20 protein-coding genes are annotated in these 18,537 nt (G+C 43.0%); 7 read left to right on the forward strand and 13 right to left on the reverse strand.

The annotated features are described in order from the left end of the window. Together BLQ81_RS21065 and BLQ81_RS21070 are read right to left on the reverse strand one after the other, a co-directional pair. A partial coding sequence (locus tag BLQ81_RS21065) for a S8 family peptidase (RefSeq protein ID WP_092734870.1) occupies nucleotides 1-2,233 on the reverse strand: 2,233 nt, incomplete at its 3' end. Between the two features lie 49 nt (nucleotides 2,234-2,282). After that, on the reverse strand, nucleotides 2,283-2,654 hold the full coding sequence (locus tag BLQ81_RS21070) for a hypothetical protein (protein WP_139183700.1): 372 nt from the start codon (nucleotides 2,652-2,654) through the stop codon (nucleotides 2,283-2,285). 393 nt (nucleotides 2,655-3,047) lie between these two features. Here BLQ81_RS21070 and BLQ81_RS21080 point away from each other — a divergent pair, with 393 nt between their 5' ends. Continuing rightward, complete coding sequence (locus BLQ81_RS21080; RefSeq protein ID WP_092734879.1) at nucleotides 3,048-4,382, forward strand: amidohydrolase family protein; 1,335 nt, start codon at nucleotides 3,048-3,050, stop codon at nucleotides 4,380-4,382. A 240-nt stretch (nucleotides 4,383-4,622) separates the two neighbouring features. Here the strand turns inward: BLQ81_RS21080 and BLQ81_RS21085 are convergent, their stop codons facing one another. The 3 genes from BLQ81_RS21085 to BLQ81_RS21095 all read right to left on the reverse strand — a co-directional run bounded on the left by BLQ81_RS21085 (nucleotide 4,623) and on the right by BLQ81_RS21095 (nucleotide 6,596). Continuing rightward, nucleotides 4,623-5,381 (reverse strand): alpha/beta fold hydrolase, encoded by a 759-nt coding sequence (locus tag BLQ81_RS21085; RefSeq protein WP_092734882.1) that lies wholly within the window; start codon nucleotides 5,379-5,381, stop codon nucleotides 4,623-4,625. A gap of 69 nt (nucleotides 5,382-5,450) precedes the next feature. Then, a complete protein-coding gene (locus BLQ81_RS21090; RefSeq protein ID WP_092734885.1) occupies nucleotides 5,451-5,795 on the reverse strand; it encodes a four helix bundle protein in 345 nt (114 codons plus the stop codon). A gap of 84 nt (nucleotides 5,796-5,879) precedes the next feature. Beyond that, the gene (locus tag BLQ81_RS21095) at nucleotides 5,880-6,596 is read right to left on the reverse strand and encodes a pyridoxine 5'-phosphate synthase (protein ID WP_092734889.1); all 717 of its coding nucleotides are present in this window, start codon (nucleotides 6,594-6,596) and stop codon (nucleotides 5,880-5,882) included. A 60-nt stretch (nucleotides 6,597-6,656) separates the two neighbouring features. On the opposite strand from BLQ81_RS21095, the gene BLQ81_RS21100 reads away from it, so the two are divergent. The 4 genes from BLQ81_RS21100 (at nucleotide 6,657) to BLQ81_RS21115 (ending at nucleotide 9,578) form a co-directional block, all read left to right on the forward strand. Further along, nucleotides 6,657-7,109, forward strand: coding sequence for a GatB/YqeY domain-containing protein (locus tag BLQ81_RS21100; RefSeq protein ID WP_092734892.1), 453 nt, complete (start codon nucleotides 6,657-6,659; stop codon nucleotides 7,107-7,109). A 1-nt stretch (nucleotide 7,110) separates the two neighbouring features. Next, nucleotides 7,111-7,656, forward strand: coding sequence for a CvpA family protein (locus BLQ81_RS21105; RefSeq protein WP_092734895.1), 546 nt, complete (start codon nucleotides 7,111-7,113; stop codon nucleotides 7,654-7,656). Beyond that, nucleotides 7,640-8,206 carry an anthranilate synthase component II gene (locus BLQ81_RS21110; protein WP_092734898.1) on the forward strand — a complete coding sequence of 189 codons (567 nt, stop codon included), beginning with the start codon at nucleotides 7,640-7,642 and terminating at the stop codon, nucleotides 8,204-8,206. Before BLQ81_RS21105 ends, BLQ81_RS21110 begins: the two co-directional genes overlap by 17 nt. Nucleotides 8,207-8,369: 163 nt before the next feature. Beyond that, the gene (locus BLQ81_RS21115) at nucleotides 8,370-9,578 is read left to right on the forward strand and encodes an ATP-binding protein (RefSeq protein ID WP_092734901.1); all 1,209 of its coding nucleotides are present in this window, start codon (nucleotides 8,370-8,372) and stop codon (nucleotides 9,576-9,578) included. Between the two features lie 159 nt (nucleotides 9,579-9,737). Here BLQ81_RS21115 and BLQ81_RS21120 read toward each other — a convergent pair whose 3' ends face one another. Together BLQ81_RS21120 and BLQ81_RS21125 are read right to left on the reverse strand one after the other, a co-directional pair. Further along, entirely contained in the window at nucleotides 9,738-10,514 is a 777-nt protein-coding gene (locus BLQ81_RS21120; protein ID WP_092734904.1) for a hypothetical protein, read from the reverse strand. Nucleotides 10,515-10,519: 5 nt separating this feature from the next. Further along, nucleotides 10,520-10,768: a hypothetical protein gene (locus BLQ81_RS21125; RefSeq protein WP_092734907.1), complete on the reverse strand. Its 249-nt coding sequence runs from the start codon at nucleotides 10,766-10,768 to the stop codon at nucleotides 10,520-10,522. 321 nt (nucleotides 10,769-11,089) lie between these two features. Here BLQ81_RS21125 and BLQ81_RS21130 point away from each other — a divergent pair, with 321 nt between their 5' ends. After that, entirely contained in the window at nucleotides 11,090-11,359 is a 270-nt protein-coding gene (locus BLQ81_RS21130) for a hypothetical protein (protein WP_092734910.1), read from the forward strand. A 64-nt stretch (nucleotides 11,360-11,423) separates the two neighbouring features. Here BLQ81_RS21130 and BLQ81_RS21135 read toward each other — a convergent pair whose 3' ends face one another. The 4 genes from BLQ81_RS21135 to BLQ81_RS21150 form a co-directional block, all read right to left on the reverse strand. Continuing rightward, nucleotides 11,424-12,077: a LolA family protein gene (locus BLQ81_RS21135; protein WP_092734913.1), complete on the reverse strand. Its 654-nt coding sequence runs from the start codon at nucleotides 12,075-12,077 to the stop codon at nucleotides 11,424-11,426. A 33-nt stretch (nucleotides 12,078-12,110) separates the two neighbouring features. Continuing rightward, complete coding sequence (locus BLQ81_RS21140; protein ID WP_092734916.1) at nucleotides 12,111-14,603, reverse strand: FtsK/SpoIIIE family DNA translocase; 2,493 nt, start codon at nucleotides 14,601-14,603, stop codon at nucleotides 12,111-12,113. A 52-nt stretch (nucleotides 14,604-14,655) separates the two neighbouring features. Next, the gene (locus tag BLQ81_RS21145; RefSeq protein ID WP_092734919.1) at nucleotides 14,656-15,696 is read right to left on the reverse strand and encodes a quinone-dependent dihydroorotate dehydrogenase; all 1,041 of its coding nucleotides are present in this window, start codon (nucleotides 15,694-15,696) and stop codon (nucleotides 14,656-14,658) included. Nucleotides 15,697-15,774: 78 nt separating this feature from the next. Further along, nucleotides 15,775-16,548, reverse strand: coding sequence for a type III pantothenate kinase (locus BLQ81_RS21150; protein WP_092734922.1), 774 nt, complete (start codon nucleotides 16,546-16,548; stop codon nucleotides 15,775-15,777). 71 nt (nucleotides 16,549-16,619) lie between these two features. Between BLQ81_RS21150 and BLQ81_RS21155 the strand changes: the two genes are divergently transcribed. Further along, a complete protein-coding gene (locus BLQ81_RS21155) occupies nucleotides 16,620-17,099 on the forward strand; it encodes a GNAT family N-acetyltransferase (protein WP_092734925.1) in 480 nt (159 codons plus the stop codon). Between the two features lie 59 nt (nucleotides 17,100-17,158). Here BLQ81_RS21155 and BLQ81_RS21160 read toward each other — a convergent pair whose 3' ends face one another. Beyond that, nucleotides 17,159-18,097: a DDE-type integrase/transposase/recombinase gene (locus BLQ81_RS21160; RefSeq protein WP_092733948.1), complete on the reverse strand. Its 939-nt coding sequence runs from the start codon at nucleotides 18,095-18,097 to the stop codon at nucleotides 17,159-17,161. Further along, nucleotides 18,094-18,537: IS630 transposase-related protein (locus tag BLQ81_RS21165; protein ID WP_092733944.1), on the reverse strand; the 444-nt coding region annotated here is incomplete at its 5' end. The genes BLQ81_RS21160 and BLQ81_RS21165, both read right to left, overlap by 4 nt.

The following is an 18,537-nucleotide window of genomic DNA, read 5'->3' on the forward strand; positions in this document are numbered from 1 at the left end:
CTTCAAAAGTCATTTTCCCTGCTACCCTTTTCCCTATTGCAATTTCTCTGCCTTCCTTATCCAATAATACTGCTGACTCAATGACCGGGACTTCTTCTGTCATTGCATTTTTGTCGATTGCCATCATTTCTACGCTAAACTGATCTTTGGCCGGATTGGGATAGATCACCATGGAAAATGAGCTGGTACAGCCAAAGGTTTTTTTACTTAAGAAGAAATTAGAATTGGCCCCCTGTCCGCATGCATTGGATGCACGAACGGATATAGTCAGGGAATTGGAATAATTTTGAGGATAGGTAAAATCCAGCGTATTCGTCCCGACAAAATGAGGGATTCCGGATGGTACTGTCCAGCTGGCATTTCCCGGATTTCCGCCCACCGGAGTGACATTTAGCCAGTGATTTCCGGGACAGAGTTGGACGTTCATCCCCGTGAAGTAAGACATATTATTCACCCGCATATTGGTGATTTGGGGGGTTCCTACCCAAATGGATCGCTGAATCTGTAAATTACCGCATGGAGAAGTCAAGGTGTAGGTCAATGTGGCTTGTCCTGAACTACCTGATGAGTTAAGATTAGCTGTCGCCCCGCTCCCCGAAGTACTTCCTGTAAACAAGCTTGTTGGGTTGACCGACCAGGTAGCCATAACACCTGCCGGCACATTTTGCAAGGTGAAATTTGCCGACGAGCACATTAAATCATTTCCGGTAATTGGAGGAAGAGCCTGCTGCAATGCAGCCAATGCATTGACTCTTCCAAATCCAAAGGTATTGTCAAATCCTGATGTACCCATATCTGTGGCCGTGTTTTGTAAGATTGTTCGAACTTGGGTTTCAGTCAAACCTGCATTAACAGAAAGCATCAATGCTGCCACCCCTGATACTTGGGGAGCAGCTGCTGAAGTCCCACCAAAAGTATCTGTATAATTTCCATTGTTGTATCCAAGATTACCCATTCTGTCCGTAGTGACGAGATCACCTGCTCCACCTACATTACCTGAAGGAGCAACCAAGTCCATTTGAGGTCCCCGGCTACTATAGTTCCAAATATTTCCATTTCTGTCTATAGCACCGACTGCGATCACCCCGTTGACATTAGCTGGAAATGTAACTCCGCTAAAATTTTGGTTAGAGTTGCCCGAAGAAAATACAACTATACTCCCTAAACCACCTCTTCCCAATGTTCTTGCCCTGTTGATAGCAAATGTAATTGCATCAAAATTTGAATTCTGATTTCCAAAGCCCCAAGAATTATTAAGTACCTCTGCATTTCCTTCATCCCAAGCCCAATCAATTGCATTTCGTAAATCTTCGATAGTTTCGTTAAACAACACCCTTTGCTCAAAAACAAACCAGTTATTAAAGATATTAATGGGAATGATGTTAGTACATGGAGCTACTCCTGCAACCCCTAAATTATTATGAGTGGCTGATATTATTCCAGCGCAGGCTTGCCCATGACCTATTGTGTATAAATTAGCCGGAGGAAGTTGATTTGTTGGAGCTCCAAACCCATTGTTATTTGTTGGGGTAAAGCCAGGAAGAACTCTTCCCTGTATATCCTCATGATTCTCCACACCATCATCTATAACTGCAACCCTTACTGGTCTTAGACCCCTAGAAATTCCCCAAGCTTGTGGAGCATTAATATTAAAATTGTTCCCTTGGTTTAAATAATACTGTTGTTGATAAAGCGGATCGTTTGGAACTGCTTGGAATTTATAGATATTGGCCTTAAAATTTGGGTGACTGTAGTTAACCAAACCACTCTCATAAATCAGATTGGCAATTCCTATGGCCTTGTCCCAATCCTTAAAAACTATCTTATAAGAATTATTTTTTCCTTCCTCATAAGATTTACCTTCCCCTCCAATAATGTTAATTACACTATCAATAGGGATTCCAGATTTTAACTCAATTAAAATTTCCCCGTTTATAAACATAGGTAATCTATCGGACTGAAACAAAAGACCGAAAGAAGCATTCTCGATTTCTGGAAACTGAGAAACAACCTTATTGATTTCTAACTGGACTTTATCTGATTTAATGATCATTTCCTCCTCGTTAACTCGGCTTAGAAAACAAGAGAAGCCTGCATTTTGAACCTTTGAGATCAATGTTGGCAAGTTAGTTCCATGCTTTACCTTAACAAGCAATGAGGTTTTGTCAATAGCCAAGGGAATTTTTTCCCCACCTGACCAATAATAGTATTCTTCCCGAGTTACTGAAGACATAACTGAAAGGAATAAAATAATTCCTAAAAAGAATAGAAAGGTTTTTATTTCAGGGGCAGTTTTCAATTGAATATTCAATCAGAATAATTTTGGGTACTGGGAGAGGTGCGACATTAGCAGGGCAGATAAGATTGGAAAAACCACCATCTCTTTCTTCAGAATATGTCCTAAACCTGAAAAAAATTTCGCCATCAGGGATCCTTCCTCCCGGTATTTGAACAATATTATCATATGTTTCTCCCATCCAATCTGTTGTTTTACCTATCCCACTATGGGAAAGGACTTGGACAACATTTAAATTTAAACAGCTTATATAACCTATAACTCGTCCCTCCACGCAGTCTGGTAGGGAGTCGTCTTCACAGGCTAAAAAAACAAAGCCTGTTAAAAACACTAGAATACTCTTAATCAGGGCTTTCATAGTCATCTAAATTTAGTTTTAAGACGATCACAAGCTATAATCTGTTACAGTCCGAAAAGAAAAAAATGAAAGTTTCTTGGAAAAAGAGAACTAAACTCAACTGGGGATTGGAAGGAACCGAACCAATTCCAGACATGAGCTCAAGGGAGATTTTTGGATAATACAGTTGGGCTATCAGATTCTCTTGAAGTAAATAACGAATGTTTACCATTTCCAAAAAGCTGTCAAAATTCATTTAGCTTATTTTCTGGAAGTCTCAAGAAACTAAATTATTGGATTAGACCTGTCAGGTTTTGAAAACCTGACAGGTATTTTTACACTTTCAGGCCTTCGAGTAAACACCTCGATTCCTATAAGTTTTGTACCTTTTTGGATCGTTAAACCACCCAACCTATGAAATCCAGAAAATTTCTTACGATTCTATTCTTTGCCTTTTCTCTCCAATCACCTGCCCAAAATCTCAAAGCCCTCGTAGGCGGTACCCTGATCGATGGTTTTGGTGGCACACCGATCCGAAATTCGGTCATTATTATCGAAGGCGAGCGGATCAAAGCCGTGGGACAAGTTGAAAGTTTGGCCATTCCTGCTGGAGCAGAGATTATTTCTACCGAGGGAATGAGCGTCCTTCCCGGCCTTTGGGACATGCACGTGCACCTGATGCTTAATGGTCACAGCGATTATACTCACTGGGACAGTACCTATATCGATGTATTTGAATCCGTGATCATGCCTTCTTCTGCACATCAACTCTTGATGGCTGGAGTTACGAGTGCCAGAGATTTGGGAGCTCCTCTGGAAGCCAGCATCAATGTGCGTAATCGAATCAACAAAGGTGAAATCCCCGGTCCGACGATCTATGTTTCCGGGCCTTTTATCCAAAAAGCGCCTTATCCCAATACCGAGGCATTCCGCTGGGGCGTGAATGGTGCTGCTGATGCCCGCGCAAAAGTCAAAAAACTCATTGATGCGGGAGTGGATGTGATCAAGCTGATCGATCAGGATCAGATGACTTTAGAAGAAGCAAAAGCCGTGGTGGATGAAGCGCACAAGTATGGGAAAATGGTCGTAGGCCACTCCCACCGACCGGACGAAATCCGAATCGGATTACAGATCGGCGTGGATAATTTTGAGCATACAGGTTTGAGTTCAGCGCCGGAATATCCTGAAGACATCATGCTGATGATGAAAGAGCGAGCAGCAAAAATGAACCTTGGGCCGCTCTTCTGGACGCCAACGGTCGAAGGTCTTTTCAACTATGAATACGTCCGGGACAATCCCGAAAAACTGGACGACACCTCTTGGCACCTAGGCTTGCCCGACTCAATCATCCGGGATATACGCGCTTCACTTCGCTTTCCGGGAAGGATGTCTTACTTCCAATTAACTCCTGTGAGGAAACCAACCTTGGACAGAAAATTTGCGCAGCTGAAAGAAAGCGGCGTGGTAATGCTGGTTGGTACGGACAGTGGCATTCCGATGAAATTTCACAGCCAAAGTACCTGGAACGAACTCGATGTTTGGGTGAATCACTTTGGCATGGATCCGCTCTTGACGATCAAAGCTGCAACGTATTGGCCTGCGGTAGCCATGAAAGTGGACAAGGACTATGGGACGATCTCTGAAGGGAAATACGCCGACATCATCGCCGTCCGTGGGGATGTGCTCCGCTACATCAACCTATTGCAAAATGTAGACATGGTGATGAAGCATGGGAAGAAAGTCAAGTGAAAGTCTGAAGGCTAAAGTGAGAAACCTGAAAGTGGGCAGTTTTCAGTAGGCACCGACACAAGGGGCAGTGGATTTGAAGCAGGCAGTTTGATCATCCTAGCAGATAACAGAGCGATATTTCTATCACTTGTTTTAAAAAATCTGTGGAAATCTGCGTCTTTTTCTGTGGAAATCTGCGGGAAACTTTTGAGACTCTCAGAAAAATGTCGGGAATCTCATTTAGAACTCCTTCATTTTGTTTTACCCCAAAAACCTCCTCATCTCTTCCACTACCGCATGTGGTTGTTCGGCATGCAACCAATGGCCGGCATCAGCGATAAATTCCAGTTCGTACTTTGGAAAGTGAGCCAGTATGTCAGGAAGGTCTTTTTGTTGGATATAATGAGAATTGGCCCCTGCAAGGAAAAGGGTAGGGCCTTCATAGACGGCATCTTCTGCAATAGCTTCACCTACCATTTCAATGTTTTCTGTGATTGTGGAAAGATTGATCTTCCAGGCAAATCCATTACTGTCTCTGGTTAGGCTTTTCAACAAAAACTGCCGGATGCCAAGTTCCGGAATGTATCGGGCCAACTGTTCATCCGCTTCTTTTCGAGATTGGATGCTTTTCAAATCGAGTGAATTCAATCCCTTCAAAATCGTCTCATGGTGGATTGGGTAAAATCTTGGCGCAATATCCGCCACAATGAGTTTTACCACCCGTTCAGGATAGGTTACGGCGAAGTTCATCACCGTCTTTCCGCCCATGGAATGACCCATAAGTAAAACTTTTTCCAGTCCCTCATCATCAAGTAACTCCTTTAAATCCTCTACCATCACGGCATAATTCCAAACTTCAGAATGAGGAGAATCTCCATGATTGCGTTGATCGACCAGATAGAGGGTATAATGTTCCACCAGTTCTTTTGCGATAGAAAACCAATTGTCTGCCGATCCAAAAAGACCGTGGAGAATTACAAGCGGTGGCCCGGAGCCGGATTTTTTGAAGTTTAATTTCATAATTTTTTTGTTAACGGTCGACAGTCCATAGACGACAGCCGCGGAATGATAGAGTTAAATTTTTCTTTTCTAAAATGAATTTCGAAGTGACTGAATTTTAATGATCAGAGCCTCAAAAGAGGTATAGAATCTTGAAAATTCCTCTTCACTGATAATTCCTCTTTTGAGATATAAACAGCTTACCACTTCTATTGTAGAGCGGATCGAATATCCGAGAAATTTCTTGAATTCAGCATTGGACTGACCTGTAGAACCTTCTGCAATATTTAATGCTACCGAGTCCGCTGCCCGTTGGATTTGTGAACTCAGAACAAATTTTTCTTCGGATGGGAAAGATTTTACCAATTTGCTTACCTCAGCAGAAAGATTAATCGCTATTTCCCAAACCCTCAATTCTTCAAATTTGAATGCCATTATTTTTAACTTGAATGGTTGAAAATTACCTAGGGGATTGAAGTTCTCATCAGCGGCGGTGGACCGTCGTCTGTGGACCGTTGACTACAATTCCAACTGCCTCCTATACATCTGAATCGTATTTTCCAGTCCATAATACAGTGCATCGCAGATCAGCGCATGGCCTATGGAGACTTCTTCGAGGAAGGGAATCTGCTGTTTCAGATATGCTAAATTGTGAAGATCCAAATCGTGTCCGGCATTCAATCCCAGGCCCAATTCTCTGGCGATTAGGGCTACTTCGACATAGGGCTTCACGGCTTTTTCCCGATCCTGATGGTAGTGCGAAGCATACGGTTCGGTGTAGAGTTCCACCCGATCCGTACCTGTAAGCTTGGCAGGTTCGAAGTATTTTGCCTCAGGATTGATGAAAATGGATACCCTTGTGCCGATTTCATGGAGTTCAGCCACGATTTCTTTGAGCATACGCTGATGCGTAATCGTATCCCAACCCGAACTGGAGGTAATCGCGTCCGGCGGATCGGGTACGAGTGTGGTTTGGGCAGGTTTGACCTCCCGGATCAGTTGCATAAAGCGCTGATCGGGATAGCCTTCGATGTTGAATTCGGTGGTCACGACCTTTGCCAAATCCCGGACATCCTGATAGCGGATGTGCCGCTCATCCGGTCTCGGATGGACTGTAATTCCCTGAGCACCAAACCGCTCACAGTCCAAGGCCACTTTGACTACATTGGGATTGTCTGCTCCTCTAGCATTGCGAAGCGTGGCAATCTTGTTAATATTTACACTGAGTTGAGTCATATCCGTGTTGAAAAAGGTATTTTTACCCCGTATTATTGATATAACACAAACTTAGGACTAATGGCTTTAAAGCAGAAAGTAGAAGGCGAAATTAAATCCGCCATGATTGCCAAAGATAAGGTACGATTGACCGCTTTGCGCGCGATCAAATCGATGATTCTTCTTGAAGAAACAAAAGGAGGCTTCAGTGGAGAGCTCAGCGAAGATGAAGAAATGAAGCTTTTGACCAAAGCAGCTAAGCAGCGCAAAGACTCCGCAGATATCTATCAGCAGCAAAACAGACCTGATCTATTGGAGGTTGAATTGGCTGAGCTTGCGGTGATCCAGGAGTTTTTACCCAAGGCTTTAACCGACGAGGAGCTTACCATGGCTATCCAAGAAATCATCAATATCACGGGAGCAGTAAGTGCCAAAGAAATGGGCAAAGTCATCGGAGCAGCCAACAAGCAGCTTGCAGGCAAGGCAGATGGCAAAGCCATCGCGGACAAAGTTAAATCACTTTTGAACGGCTGAGTTGGCACCGATTGATATTGTTATCCTGATCATTCTGGTATTAGGAGCCTATGAGGGCTACAAAAAAGGTCTATTGATGACCATTGTGGGCCTCATAGGTTTTGTTTTGGCGATTATTTTAGGAGTCTATTTTATGGATCCGGTGAGTAAAATGCTTGCTGAACGGCTGGATCAGCTCACCTTTGCTTTTCCAGTAATTGCTTTTTTGATTGTATTTATCATCACCTTACTTATTGTAAAGATTGCAGGCTGGATCCTCAAAAAAATGATGGATTTGATTCTTCTTGGAAGTATTGACAGCATCGCAGGGGCGATTTTGGGGATTGTGAAGTCCGCTTTTTTTATCAGCCTATTCATGTGGCTTGCATTGAGTTTTGAACTCAAAATGCCAAAAGAATGGAGTGCCAAAAGTGAGTATCTCCAATACATCGAGCCCATGGCACCGGGGGTGATTTGGGTGCTGGAACCGCTGGTGCCAAAAATCAAAGAATTGCAGGAGACGATTGCTGAGATCGTGGAGGGGTTCAAGGATGCTGATACTAATTGATAATTTTGATTCTTTCAGCCATATTTTGGCTGATCTTATTCGGCAAACAGGAGAGGAACTTCTGATTTTGAGGAATGACACTTCTTTGGAAGAAATTGAAAAAATCCAATTTAGAGGCCTGATTCTATCTCCCGGTTCCGGAACTCCTAATGAATCAGGCAATGTGAATTCAATTTTCGCAAAATATCATTTGAAAGTTCCAGTACTGGGTGTCTGTCTCGGTCATCAGGCAATCGGAGAATTTTTTGGAGCAGAGTTGGTGAAAAATCAAGTTCCTACGCATGGAAAAGTCCATTGGGTCAGAAAAACAAGTCCCAACTATTTCACCCAAAATTTACCCGAAAGGTTCCAGGTCACCCGCTATCATTCGCTTCAGTTGAAAAACCTGCCTGAATATCTCGAATCAATTTTGGAAACCGACTCGGGCGAAATTATGGGATTAGCCCATAAAACCTTACCTATCCTTGGGATTCAATACCATCCAGAGGCCTATCTGACAGAATACGGCTTGGACATCATCCAAAACTGGGTCAAAACACTCAAAGCCTAAGTTATTGAACTAATTCCCTTATTCTAAATAGGAAGAATATCAGATATTTTTACTAGTACACTAGGCAAAATATCGGATAATTTTACTAGTCTACTAGTAGAATTGTCTAACCAAGATGTACATTTGTATTCGATACCGACTGAAAACCGATAGGTTTAGTGCTATGCAAAGGAAGATTTTCATCGAACTCAACGAACATCTTAAGAAAGAGGAAGCTACCCTATTGATCGGGCCAAGACAAAGCGGGAAATCTACCCTGCTCAAACAACTCGAGTCTGCCTGTAAATCTGAGAATATCCCGACAGTCTATATCAATCTGGAAAACAAACTCCTTTTGGCAGAACTGGATTCCAATCCACTCAATTTGTTGGCGTACTCGTCCAATCCACAGGGGAAAACCGTGTTTTTCTTGGATGAAATCCAATACCTGAGCCATCCTACCAATTTTATCAAGTTGCTTTACGATGAGCACCGGGCACAGGTCAAGCTGGTCGTCAGTGGGAGCAGTGCCTTTTATTTGGACCAAAAGTTCAAAGACTCCTTGGTTGGTCGAAAGCGAATATTCAGGTTAAACACCTGTGATTTTGAGGAAACTCTCCTGCTTCAGGGTAGAGAAGACCTACAGCTCGAGTATCAAAAAATCAAATCCCTTCCCAACTACAAATCGGTCAAATCGGATTTTTTAAAACTTGAATTTGAAAAATACCTGATTTATGGAGGCTATCCGGCTGTGGTGATCGAGCGGGATGAAAAAGAGAAAAAAGAGCTGTTGAAGGACATCCGGGACTCCTTTGTGAAGCGGGATATCTTGGAATCAGGCATCAAAAACGAGCTCCTGTTTTACCAACTTTTCCGGATACTAGCTGAGCAATCCGGTCAATTGGTAAATATCATTGAACTCAGCAATACCCTGAAAACAAGGTCAGAGACCATTCTGAACTACCTGAGAATCATGCAAACCTGCTTTCATGTGGGGACAGTCAGGCCCTATTATTCCAATGTGCGCAAGGAACTTACCAAAATGCCAAAAATCTTTTTTCTGGATTTGGGGCTGAGAAACTGTCTCCTGATGAATTTTCAGTCGATTACTACCCGCATGGACCGGGGTGAACTTTGGGAAAATGCGGTTTTTAGAAGTTTGGCAGATCGCTATGGGGCGGAGGAAATCCGGTTTTGGAGGACAGCGGATGGCAAAGAGGTAGATTTTGTCTTGCCGGATACAGAAGTTCCGATGGCCTTGGAAGTCAAGCTGGATGATAAATCAAATCAGCCAGGCAAACACAAACTCTTCATGGGAAGCTACCCGGCCATTCCATTTCGATTTGTCAACTTGAATCCCTGGACCGAAGAGGTACTGAGGAAGGATTTTTGAGATCCAGACTTGGCCGATCAGGATTAAACCCCGAACTGGGTTTAACCCGAAACAAGTATTCTAATTCCTATTTCAAGTCCATGCAAGATTAATGGACTAATTTTTTGGAAATTCATAGAAAAAAAGACTGCCAGCTAGATCTAGCTGGCAGTCGTGAATCTAAAACCGGAATTCGTAGCCAAAGAGCAAAGCAGTATAATGCCCTCCGAAATGGTGACCTGCTGTATGCCTGTTTCCTTTAAACTCCAAGTGGTAAAAATTCTCAGTATAAAAGTCCCTGTCAGGAGCTAGTGCAAAGACAGCGGATATAGAGAATTGATGGCGATTATATTTTTTATAAAAACTCAACTCAGGCCGGAAATGATGAATGAATTTATATTCAGAAGCAAAAATTTCAACATCCCTGATATATATGGAACGATCTTCAATATTTCCCGTGATTTCATCCCTAATAGTTGAATAACCGATGACTGGAAACTCATTCTCAGCCATTTGAAATCTATCCCTGTTTTTTCCAGTTGCATTACTCCCTGTGAGCCCAAATGCTAATTTTGAAAGAATCCCAAATCCTGAATTGCCAAAGGGAATATCGTAATCTATTCCTGCGAAGAATTGAGGAGTAACTCCATTGGTTTGAAAGTTTCTGCCTCGTTCGCCTTGAAACCTCATTCCTGATACAAGATTATTTATTCCGCCACTGGCAAATATTGAAACCTTCTTGTAGAGGTTATACCTTCCAAACACTTGAATATTCACTCCACCCATGCCTTGGGCCTCAAATTCTGGAATTTGCTCATAGGAGATTCGGGTAAAACCTAATAATTGTGTTCTTCCTGCCTGAATACCAACAGACCATCTACTATCTTGGCTGTAGGCATCAATATTCAACAAAAAGAAAATCAGCAGGACAAGAAGTGTACTTAGTCTTTCTTTCATTTTACTTATCGGTTAATCGGAGTTAATCTAAATTCGAAAGGAATGGCATTGATTTCGACCTCTGAAATCATAGAATTAGACCTTAACTGATTTCCCGCCAAAGAGAAAAGGCTTTCAAACGAATCTTCGTTAACTACAGGATACTCTTCTCTACCCAACATGTAATTCTCAAAAATTTCTGCAGTTGGAAAATGCAGCGTACCCTCTTTTACTCTAACTACCTTTTGGTCGGATAGATCAGCCTGAAAATTCATCTTGAACTTCTTGACAGCCCCCCCCCTACTAATAGGATAGTAATAGCGACTAGAAAAGTGGGTTTGATTCTTTTTCGTTCTGTTTTCATCATTTATTTATTTAGGTTACATTTAATTTGCCTGGTGAGGTAGTAGAAAAAGTACTGCTTTGGCTGGTGGGTTTAGAGTGTATCAATGATAACTTCTACAAAGTTAGGTTCTGAAAATTGTGTCCGCAATACCCTATATAGGGTATTTTTTGAGGGGTTTTGATCATTTTTTATCAATTCCAGTAAAAAAATAACCGGTCAGGACTCACATCATATCCAAAAATCACCGGACATGGACCCTTACCCGCGCTGTCAGGAAGGTGCTTTATGGAGGGTACTTAGTTGGGCGGAGGAAATCCGGTTTTGGAGGACAGCGGAGGGCAAAGAAGTAGATTTTGTGTTGCCCGATACGGATGAACCAATGGCCTTGGAAGTCAAGCTGGACGAGAAATCAAATCAGCCAGGCAAACACAAACTCTTCATGGAGAGCTACCCTTCGATCCCATTTCGATTTGTCAACTTGAATCCCCGGACCGAAGAGGTACTGAGGAAGGAATTTTGATTTTTCCGTCAAAAAAAATGTGGAAAAATCTTCCCACTTTACGAAGTAAGGCTATTTTAAAAAATCACCTCAAATCAATCACTTCAATGCCCGGATATTTTTTGGGATCAAAGACAAAATAGGCATCAGTCAGATTGGAGGCTGCTTTGAGGTTTTTGAACGCATAGGAAAACATCCCTCCCTGCCCGTCATACATTTCCCAACCTAGCAAATCTTTGGTAGTCTTATCCACCATCAGCTTCACTTGTTTAAAGGGTGCGTTGGATTTCAAAGCGGTCAATTCAACCACATTTACAAGCTTTCCCTGATAGGTTTTATCTGCTAAAAGCTTGTAATTGAAGCCTGTCTGGTACATTTTGTAAATATTCGAAGGTGTAAGTTCCCCCTCCAATTGTGCAGCATCATTGATGGTTACCTCCTTGTAATTGGCTGTTTGGATAAAGGTCCAAACGGTTTTTCCATCATTGTAAATTTCCTGATCGGGAAGTTTAAGCCTGTATTTCTCTCCGCTGACAGCGATTTCACCCGATTGGCGGTCGCCCGGAACACCGGCATCCTGATAAGTGTAATCAAAGCCGGCAGTGAAGCCTTTCATGCTTTGGTACTTTTCGCTCATGGCGTCGAGCACAACTTTGGCTTTTGGATCTTTCTGAGCCGAGGCCTGAAAGCTCCAAAAAACCATGGAAAAAAGAAGGAAAAGTTGAGTCTGGAATTTCATGAATTTGGACTGCTGGGACTGGGAAATCAGCTTTTACAAGCTATTCAATAACCGTTCCAAACTAGCCTCATCCTGAATCAGTACTTCCCTTGCCTTTGATCCCTCAAAGGAGCCCACAATTCCGGCCGCCTCTAATTGATCCACAATCCTTCCGGCTCGATTGTATCCTAATTTTAACTTTCGCTGAATCAAGGAAGTACTGCCCTGCTGATGCAAAACAATCAGCCTTGCAGCCTCATCGAATAGGGGATCTCGATCCGAAAGATCCACGCTTGAAATTGAACCATCTCCGTCTTCACCCACAAATTCAGGAAGGAGATAGGCGTCGGAATACCCTTTTTGCTCACCGATCCAGTCGCATATCGCATCTACTTCCGGTGTATCAAGGAATGCGCATTGGATACGGATCATTTCAGACCCCAATGAAAGCAGCATATCACCTTGTCCAATGAGTTGATCGGCTCCTCCTGCGTCCAGGATGGTTCTGGAGTCGATTTTGGAGGTGACACGGAAAGAAAGTCGCGCCGGAAAGTTTGCTTTGATGATACCCGTGATGACGTTGACTGAAGGACGTTGCGTGGCTACCACCAAGTGAATTCCGATAGCTCGGGCTAACTGTGCCAACCGGGCAATCGGAGCTTCGATTTCTTTTCCGGCAGTCATCATCAAGTCCGCCAACTCGTCAATTACCAGGACGATGTAAGGCATGAAATAGTGACCTTTTTCAGGATTTAGCTTCCTTGCAATGAACTTGGCATTGTATTCTTTCAGGTTTCTACAGCCTGCGTCCTTTAGCAAATTGTATCGGTTGTCCATTTCGATACAAAGCGAATTCAGGGTGTAAATAACTTTTTTCGTATCAGTAATAATGGCTTCTTCTGAGCCTGGAAGCTTCGCCAAGAAGTGACGCTCGATCTTGTTAAAGAGCGTTAATTCGACTTTTTTGGGATCGACCAGTACAAATTTCAACTGAGAAGGGTGCTTCTTATAAATAAGAGAAGCCAAGATCATGTTCAAGCCCACTGACTTTCCTTGGCCTGTCGCACCAGCCATCAATAAGTGAGGCATCTTGGCAAGATCGGCTACAAAAACTTCATTGGAAATCGTTTTTCCCAAAGCAATCGGAAGATCTTTATCCGATTTCAGGAACTTTTCAGTTCCAAGCACAGCTCTGGCAGGCACCAATTCACGGTTTTTGTTTGGAACTTCGATACCGATCGTCCCTTTGCCAGGAATCGGTGCGATGATTCGAATACCCAATGCCGCCAAACTTAAAGCGATGTCATCTTCGAGGTTTTTGATTTTGGAAATCTTCACTCCCGGATCGGGGACAATCTCATACAGTGTCACTGTCGGACCGATCGTCGCCTGAATTCCCTGAATGCCGATCTGGAAATTTTTCAGTGTGGTGACAATCTTATCCTTGTTTTCCTGAAGTTCCTGCATGGATACGGTTACTTTTTTGATGTCGTATTCATTCAGCAAATCCAAGGTGGGGTATTTGTATCGAGGAAGATCGAGGGTAGGATCATAGGGATCCAGATTTTCGACTTCTTGAGCAGTTTTCTCCTCTTCAGCTTTTTTCACGGAAAATTTACCCTCTTTCACTGTGCTTTTAGTATGCCCCTCTTCCAGTAAATTCACCTGAGGAACTTCAAAAATATCTTCCTCCTCCTCCATATTTGAGCTTCCCGATATACTGAATGGCAATTCAGGCGCTGTATCAACAGGAGAAGTGCCTTTCACTTCCCAAGCGCTTCCATCGTCATCGATTTCTTCCAATTCTTCTTCAGATTCCTCTTCATTTGAGAAAGGATTTGGATTTTTGATTTTGGTATCTGCCACTGAAGATATCTCAGGCACCTCTTCTTCAGATTCTTTCGGGGAAAACCAGTTTAACTGTTCCAAACCGAAAAAGAGAACCACAAAAATCAAAAAGGTACCGACAATAAGAATGAATGTCCCCATGCCCAGAAAATCGCTGGAAAGCTTGGCCAATTCGTAGCCAAAGCCACCCGAAAGGAAACTCCAAAAGGAATATCCTTCGATTAATATCACAATATAACCCAGCAATAAGCCTAGCCATGCCGTGAAGAACAGCGAAAAAACAGCATACCGGGTAAGGGATACCAGCGAAAACTTGAATATCCATCTGAATCCGATCAAAAAAAGAAATGGAGGCAGTAAAAAAGCAGCAATCCCAAACCATCGAAAAATCAGCCAGTGGGAGGCTTGGGCACCAAGGTAACCTACCCAATTTCGTGATTCTCGTGCAGAATCCCGGATTGCCTGATCGGGATTGTTCATGACAAGACTTTGATCAGCAGGGCCGTTAATCAGGTAGCTGACAAAAGCGATAAACAAAAAGATGGCAATGGAGATCAGGATGATTCCCAGTGTCAGCGAAAGCTGCTTAAATTCAATTTTCCCAAACGAAAAACCAGGCCCTTCCGGTTTAGGAGGGGCTTTTTTTGTGTTTTCTGATTTCCTTCGAAAGGTATTTTTAGCTGCGGATTCTGATGCCATTTAAGCCTGAAAGTACAATTTTAATTTAAGCCAAAAGGCCAATAAATAGAACTTACCGGGAAAAATGTGCCAGAAGCCCTTTTTTAATTCTTTTAATCAGTGCCGGACCCTCATAAATCATGCCCGAGTAAACCTGAATCAAGCTCGCTCCGGCCTCCAACTTCTCAATTGCGTCTTGGGCACAGAAAATTCCGCCGACCCCAATGATGGGGAATGCTCCCTTGGATCTCTGATGAAGGTATCGGATGACTTCTGTACTTCTTTTGGCTAATACCTTGCCACTGACTCCACCTGCGCCGATTGCCTCCACTTCATTTTTCGGACTGCTCAATTTCGAACGGTCTATGGTCGTATTGGTCGCAATCACCCCGTCAATGCAAGTTTCCTGAACGATTTCAACGATGTCGTCCAGCTGTCCGTCTGTGAGATCGGGAGCGATTTTCAACAGGATTGGTTTTGGATTTGGCTTGCGATCATTTGCCGATTTGACTGCTTGCAAAAGCTGTTTTAGCGGTTCTTTTTCCTGCAAATCACGCAGATTTGGGGTATTTGGAGAACTCACATTGACGACGAAATAATCCACATAAGGATGAAGAGTTTCCAGACAAATCAGGTAATCGTCCACCGCATTTTCATTTGGGGTGACTTTATTTTTACCAATATTTCCCCCAACAATGACGTCTGATTTTCGCTTTTTCAATCGCTCCACAGCAGCCAAGACACCCCCATTGTTGAAGCCCATTCGATTGATCAATGCTTCATCCTGTGGTAGTCTGAACAAACGGGGCCTGGGATTTCCTTCCTGAGGTTTCGGTGTCAGCGTACCGATTTCTATAAATCCGAAACCCAGCATGGCCATCTCGTCGATGAGCTTGGCATCTTTATCAAAACCGGCTGCCAAACCCACCGGGTTTTTGAATTTCAGGCCGAATACTTCTCGCTCCAACTTCGGATCTTCGAATTTAAAAGTTGACTTTACAATCGAATTTATGATAGGGAGATTGAAGGTCAGTTTGGTGAGATCGAATGTGAAATGGTGTGCGTCTTCCGGTTTTTTTAGAAAAAAGAGGGGCTTAAGTATGGATTTGTACACGGCTATAATTCAGGAGTTATGTCCCCAAAGTTAGGGATTGATTGGGGAAAATAAGGTTGAAATCCCCGTGTTTTCGCCTTAGGTTGAATTAGCTTCGGTGATCAATCGGAGCCCTTCCAAAGTCAGATTTCGATCCACTTCGTCGAAGGTGCTTTCCAAGGTTGTCAAAATTGCTGCTAATCCGCCGGTTGCGATGATTTTGAATTGCAGGCGCGTTTCTGATTCGATCGCCTCGATCATTCCTTTGACCAGACCGGTGTAGCCATATAAAACCCCCGCCTGAATTGCGTGAATGGTGTTTTTGCCCAGGGCTGACTCAGGCAGCTTCAGTGCAACTTCGGGAAGCTTTGAAGTGTTTGTGAAAAGCGAATGGATTGCGGTCTTCAGTCCCGGGACGATGTTTACGCCCAATATTTCTCCTTTTGAATCCACAGCAGTAAAGGTCAATGCTGTCCCAAAATCTACCACGATCACGGGCTGTGTATGTCTAGCAAAGGCAGCCATGACATTACACATTAAATCACTGCCTATTTCATTTGGACGGAGCGATTTGATCGGCAACGTTTCATAGCTTTTCGCAGAGATTAAATAAGGAGATTGTCCAAAGTAAGATTGGCAAAATTGCTCGATAATGCTGTTGATTTCCGGGACGACGGAGCTGAACCCGATCTTTTCAATTTGAGAAGCATGGATTCCATGTTCCAAAAAGTAGAGTGGGACTTTTTTACTCAGCTGGGAAATGAGTTTTGGAGTCTTGGTTTCCAGGCGGAATTGGTTGGTCCATTTTCCGCTTTTTTGATCAAAGAGTGCAAAAACCACATTGGAGTTGCCGGCATCGATGGCTAAAAACATTCTGTTATCAGGTTTTGACTAATTTAGGCGATCGTAAAAGTAATTCCCAAATTCAAATCCCTTTTTCGCTTATGTATTCTCTCCGCGAAGGCAAAATTGAAGACCTCCCCCGTGTACTCGAACTGATCAAAGAACTTGCACTCTATGAAAAAGCCCCAGAACAAGTCACCAATACCCTCGAATTGATGAAAAAAGATGGTTTTGGGCCAAATCCAGTCTATGGTTTCTATGTCTGCGAAAAAGATAGCTCTCGTGAAATCATCGGAATTGCCATTTATTATTACCGCTATTCGACTTGGAAGGGGAAAAGATTGTATTTGGAAGACATTGTGGTCACTGAATCGGAGCGGGGAAATGGAGCAGGGAAGTTGCTTTTTGACCAGGTCATGGCAAAGGCTTTAGAAGGCAACTGCACCGGAATGATGTGGCAAGTACTGGACTGGAACGAGCCTGCGATCAATTTTTACAAAAAGTACGGAGCCACCCTCGAAGCTGGCTGGCTCAATGCGCATTTGCAGGATTATGAAATTAGGGAATTGTTGAAGAGTTAATTGAGTTGGAAGACGGAAGACCGAAGACAGTATGAGCTTGCCTGATTTTGGTTGTCACATTATTGTCTTGTGTCAGTTAAAATTAGGGGTTTGATTTCAATTCTTTTTCTTGGTTGTTCTGGTATTCGCGGTTTTAGCTCTAAGTTGTAGGTTTTGGAATTACCTCGGTCATTCAGGATTTGGTTTCTGAACTGGACTGGGGATAGTTTTTTTAGAGCTTTCTTTGGCCTTCTTTCATTATGATCTTTAACTGCTTTGAGCTGGCAGGCTCTCAGCTCCTTGAGTGATTTGGGCCTCCAGATGTTTAGATAGCCGTTGTTTATCAGGTCGTTTGTCTTTTCTGCGTATGGGTTTTCATAGGAATACATGCACATGCTTTGTTTGATAGCATGACGGTTGCAAAGCATTTTATACAGCACACTTTCATACTGCTTTCCTCCATCACTATGATGAATCAATCCCTGCAAACTCAGTCCCTTAGACTTGGCTTCGCGTATGGCCTGGTCCATCACTTCAGCATAGTTGATGGCTAGATTGGTCGAATAAGCTCCAAAACCAACGATTTCCTGACTGTACACGTCGGTGATGTAAATGGTGTAAAGCTTGGTGTCTCCATAGAGATAATGTGCCATATCCGCTTCCCACACTTGATTGAGGCCGTTTACATTTTTCTCTACCAGCAGATTCGGGAATTCTCTGGTCCCTGACTGGGTAGCCCTTCCATATCGTTTGGGATATCTTACCCGGTAGCCCATATCCATAAACAACTCGATACTTTTGTCACGACCGATGGGTAATAAATGACCAAAATCCTCATACATCGATCTGCACCCCAGGCTAGGGCAGCGAGTCCGTGCTTTGCAAAGTTCTGAATTTGCCAGTTGAGTAACATGATCACTTAGCTCTGGTTTGTCCACCAAAGCCTTGTAATAAGCCTGCCGACTGAAACCCAATAATTCACAGGCCTGTTTGACACTGAATAAATATTGATGTTTCATTTCCGATCCGATTCTGATGCATGTTCTCCAAAATTTTTTTTTAGATCAACACCGTATTCATCGGAGGCCTGTTCAACTATGATCCGATACAAATCTGCCTCTAAAGATTTGCGCCCCAAGGCCGCTTCCAGTTCTTTAATGCGGTTTCTAAGCTCTTGAGCCGTCTTACTCTGACTGTCTTTTTCCATAACCATTCGGGTTCCCTTTTTCAAGGTACGAGAATAACGGTAAAGCCAATTATACACAGTTTGTTTACCTCCAATACCATACTCACGCATGGCTTGGGTAACGGTAAACTCACCTCGCTCTATCTGTCCAACAATTTGCTTACGTAAATCTTCACTGAAGATTCGCTGGGGTTTTAAATGAAATGTCATTTTCATTTTGATTTGGTTTTTAACACCAACAAAATGTGTCAACTTTATCCAGGCATTATCAGT

Source organism: Algoriphagus alkaliphilus (assembly GCF_900103735.1).
Classification (GTDB): Bacteria; Bacteroidota; Bacteroidia; order Cytophagales; family Cyclobacteriaceae; genus Algoriphagus; species Algoriphagus alkaliphilus.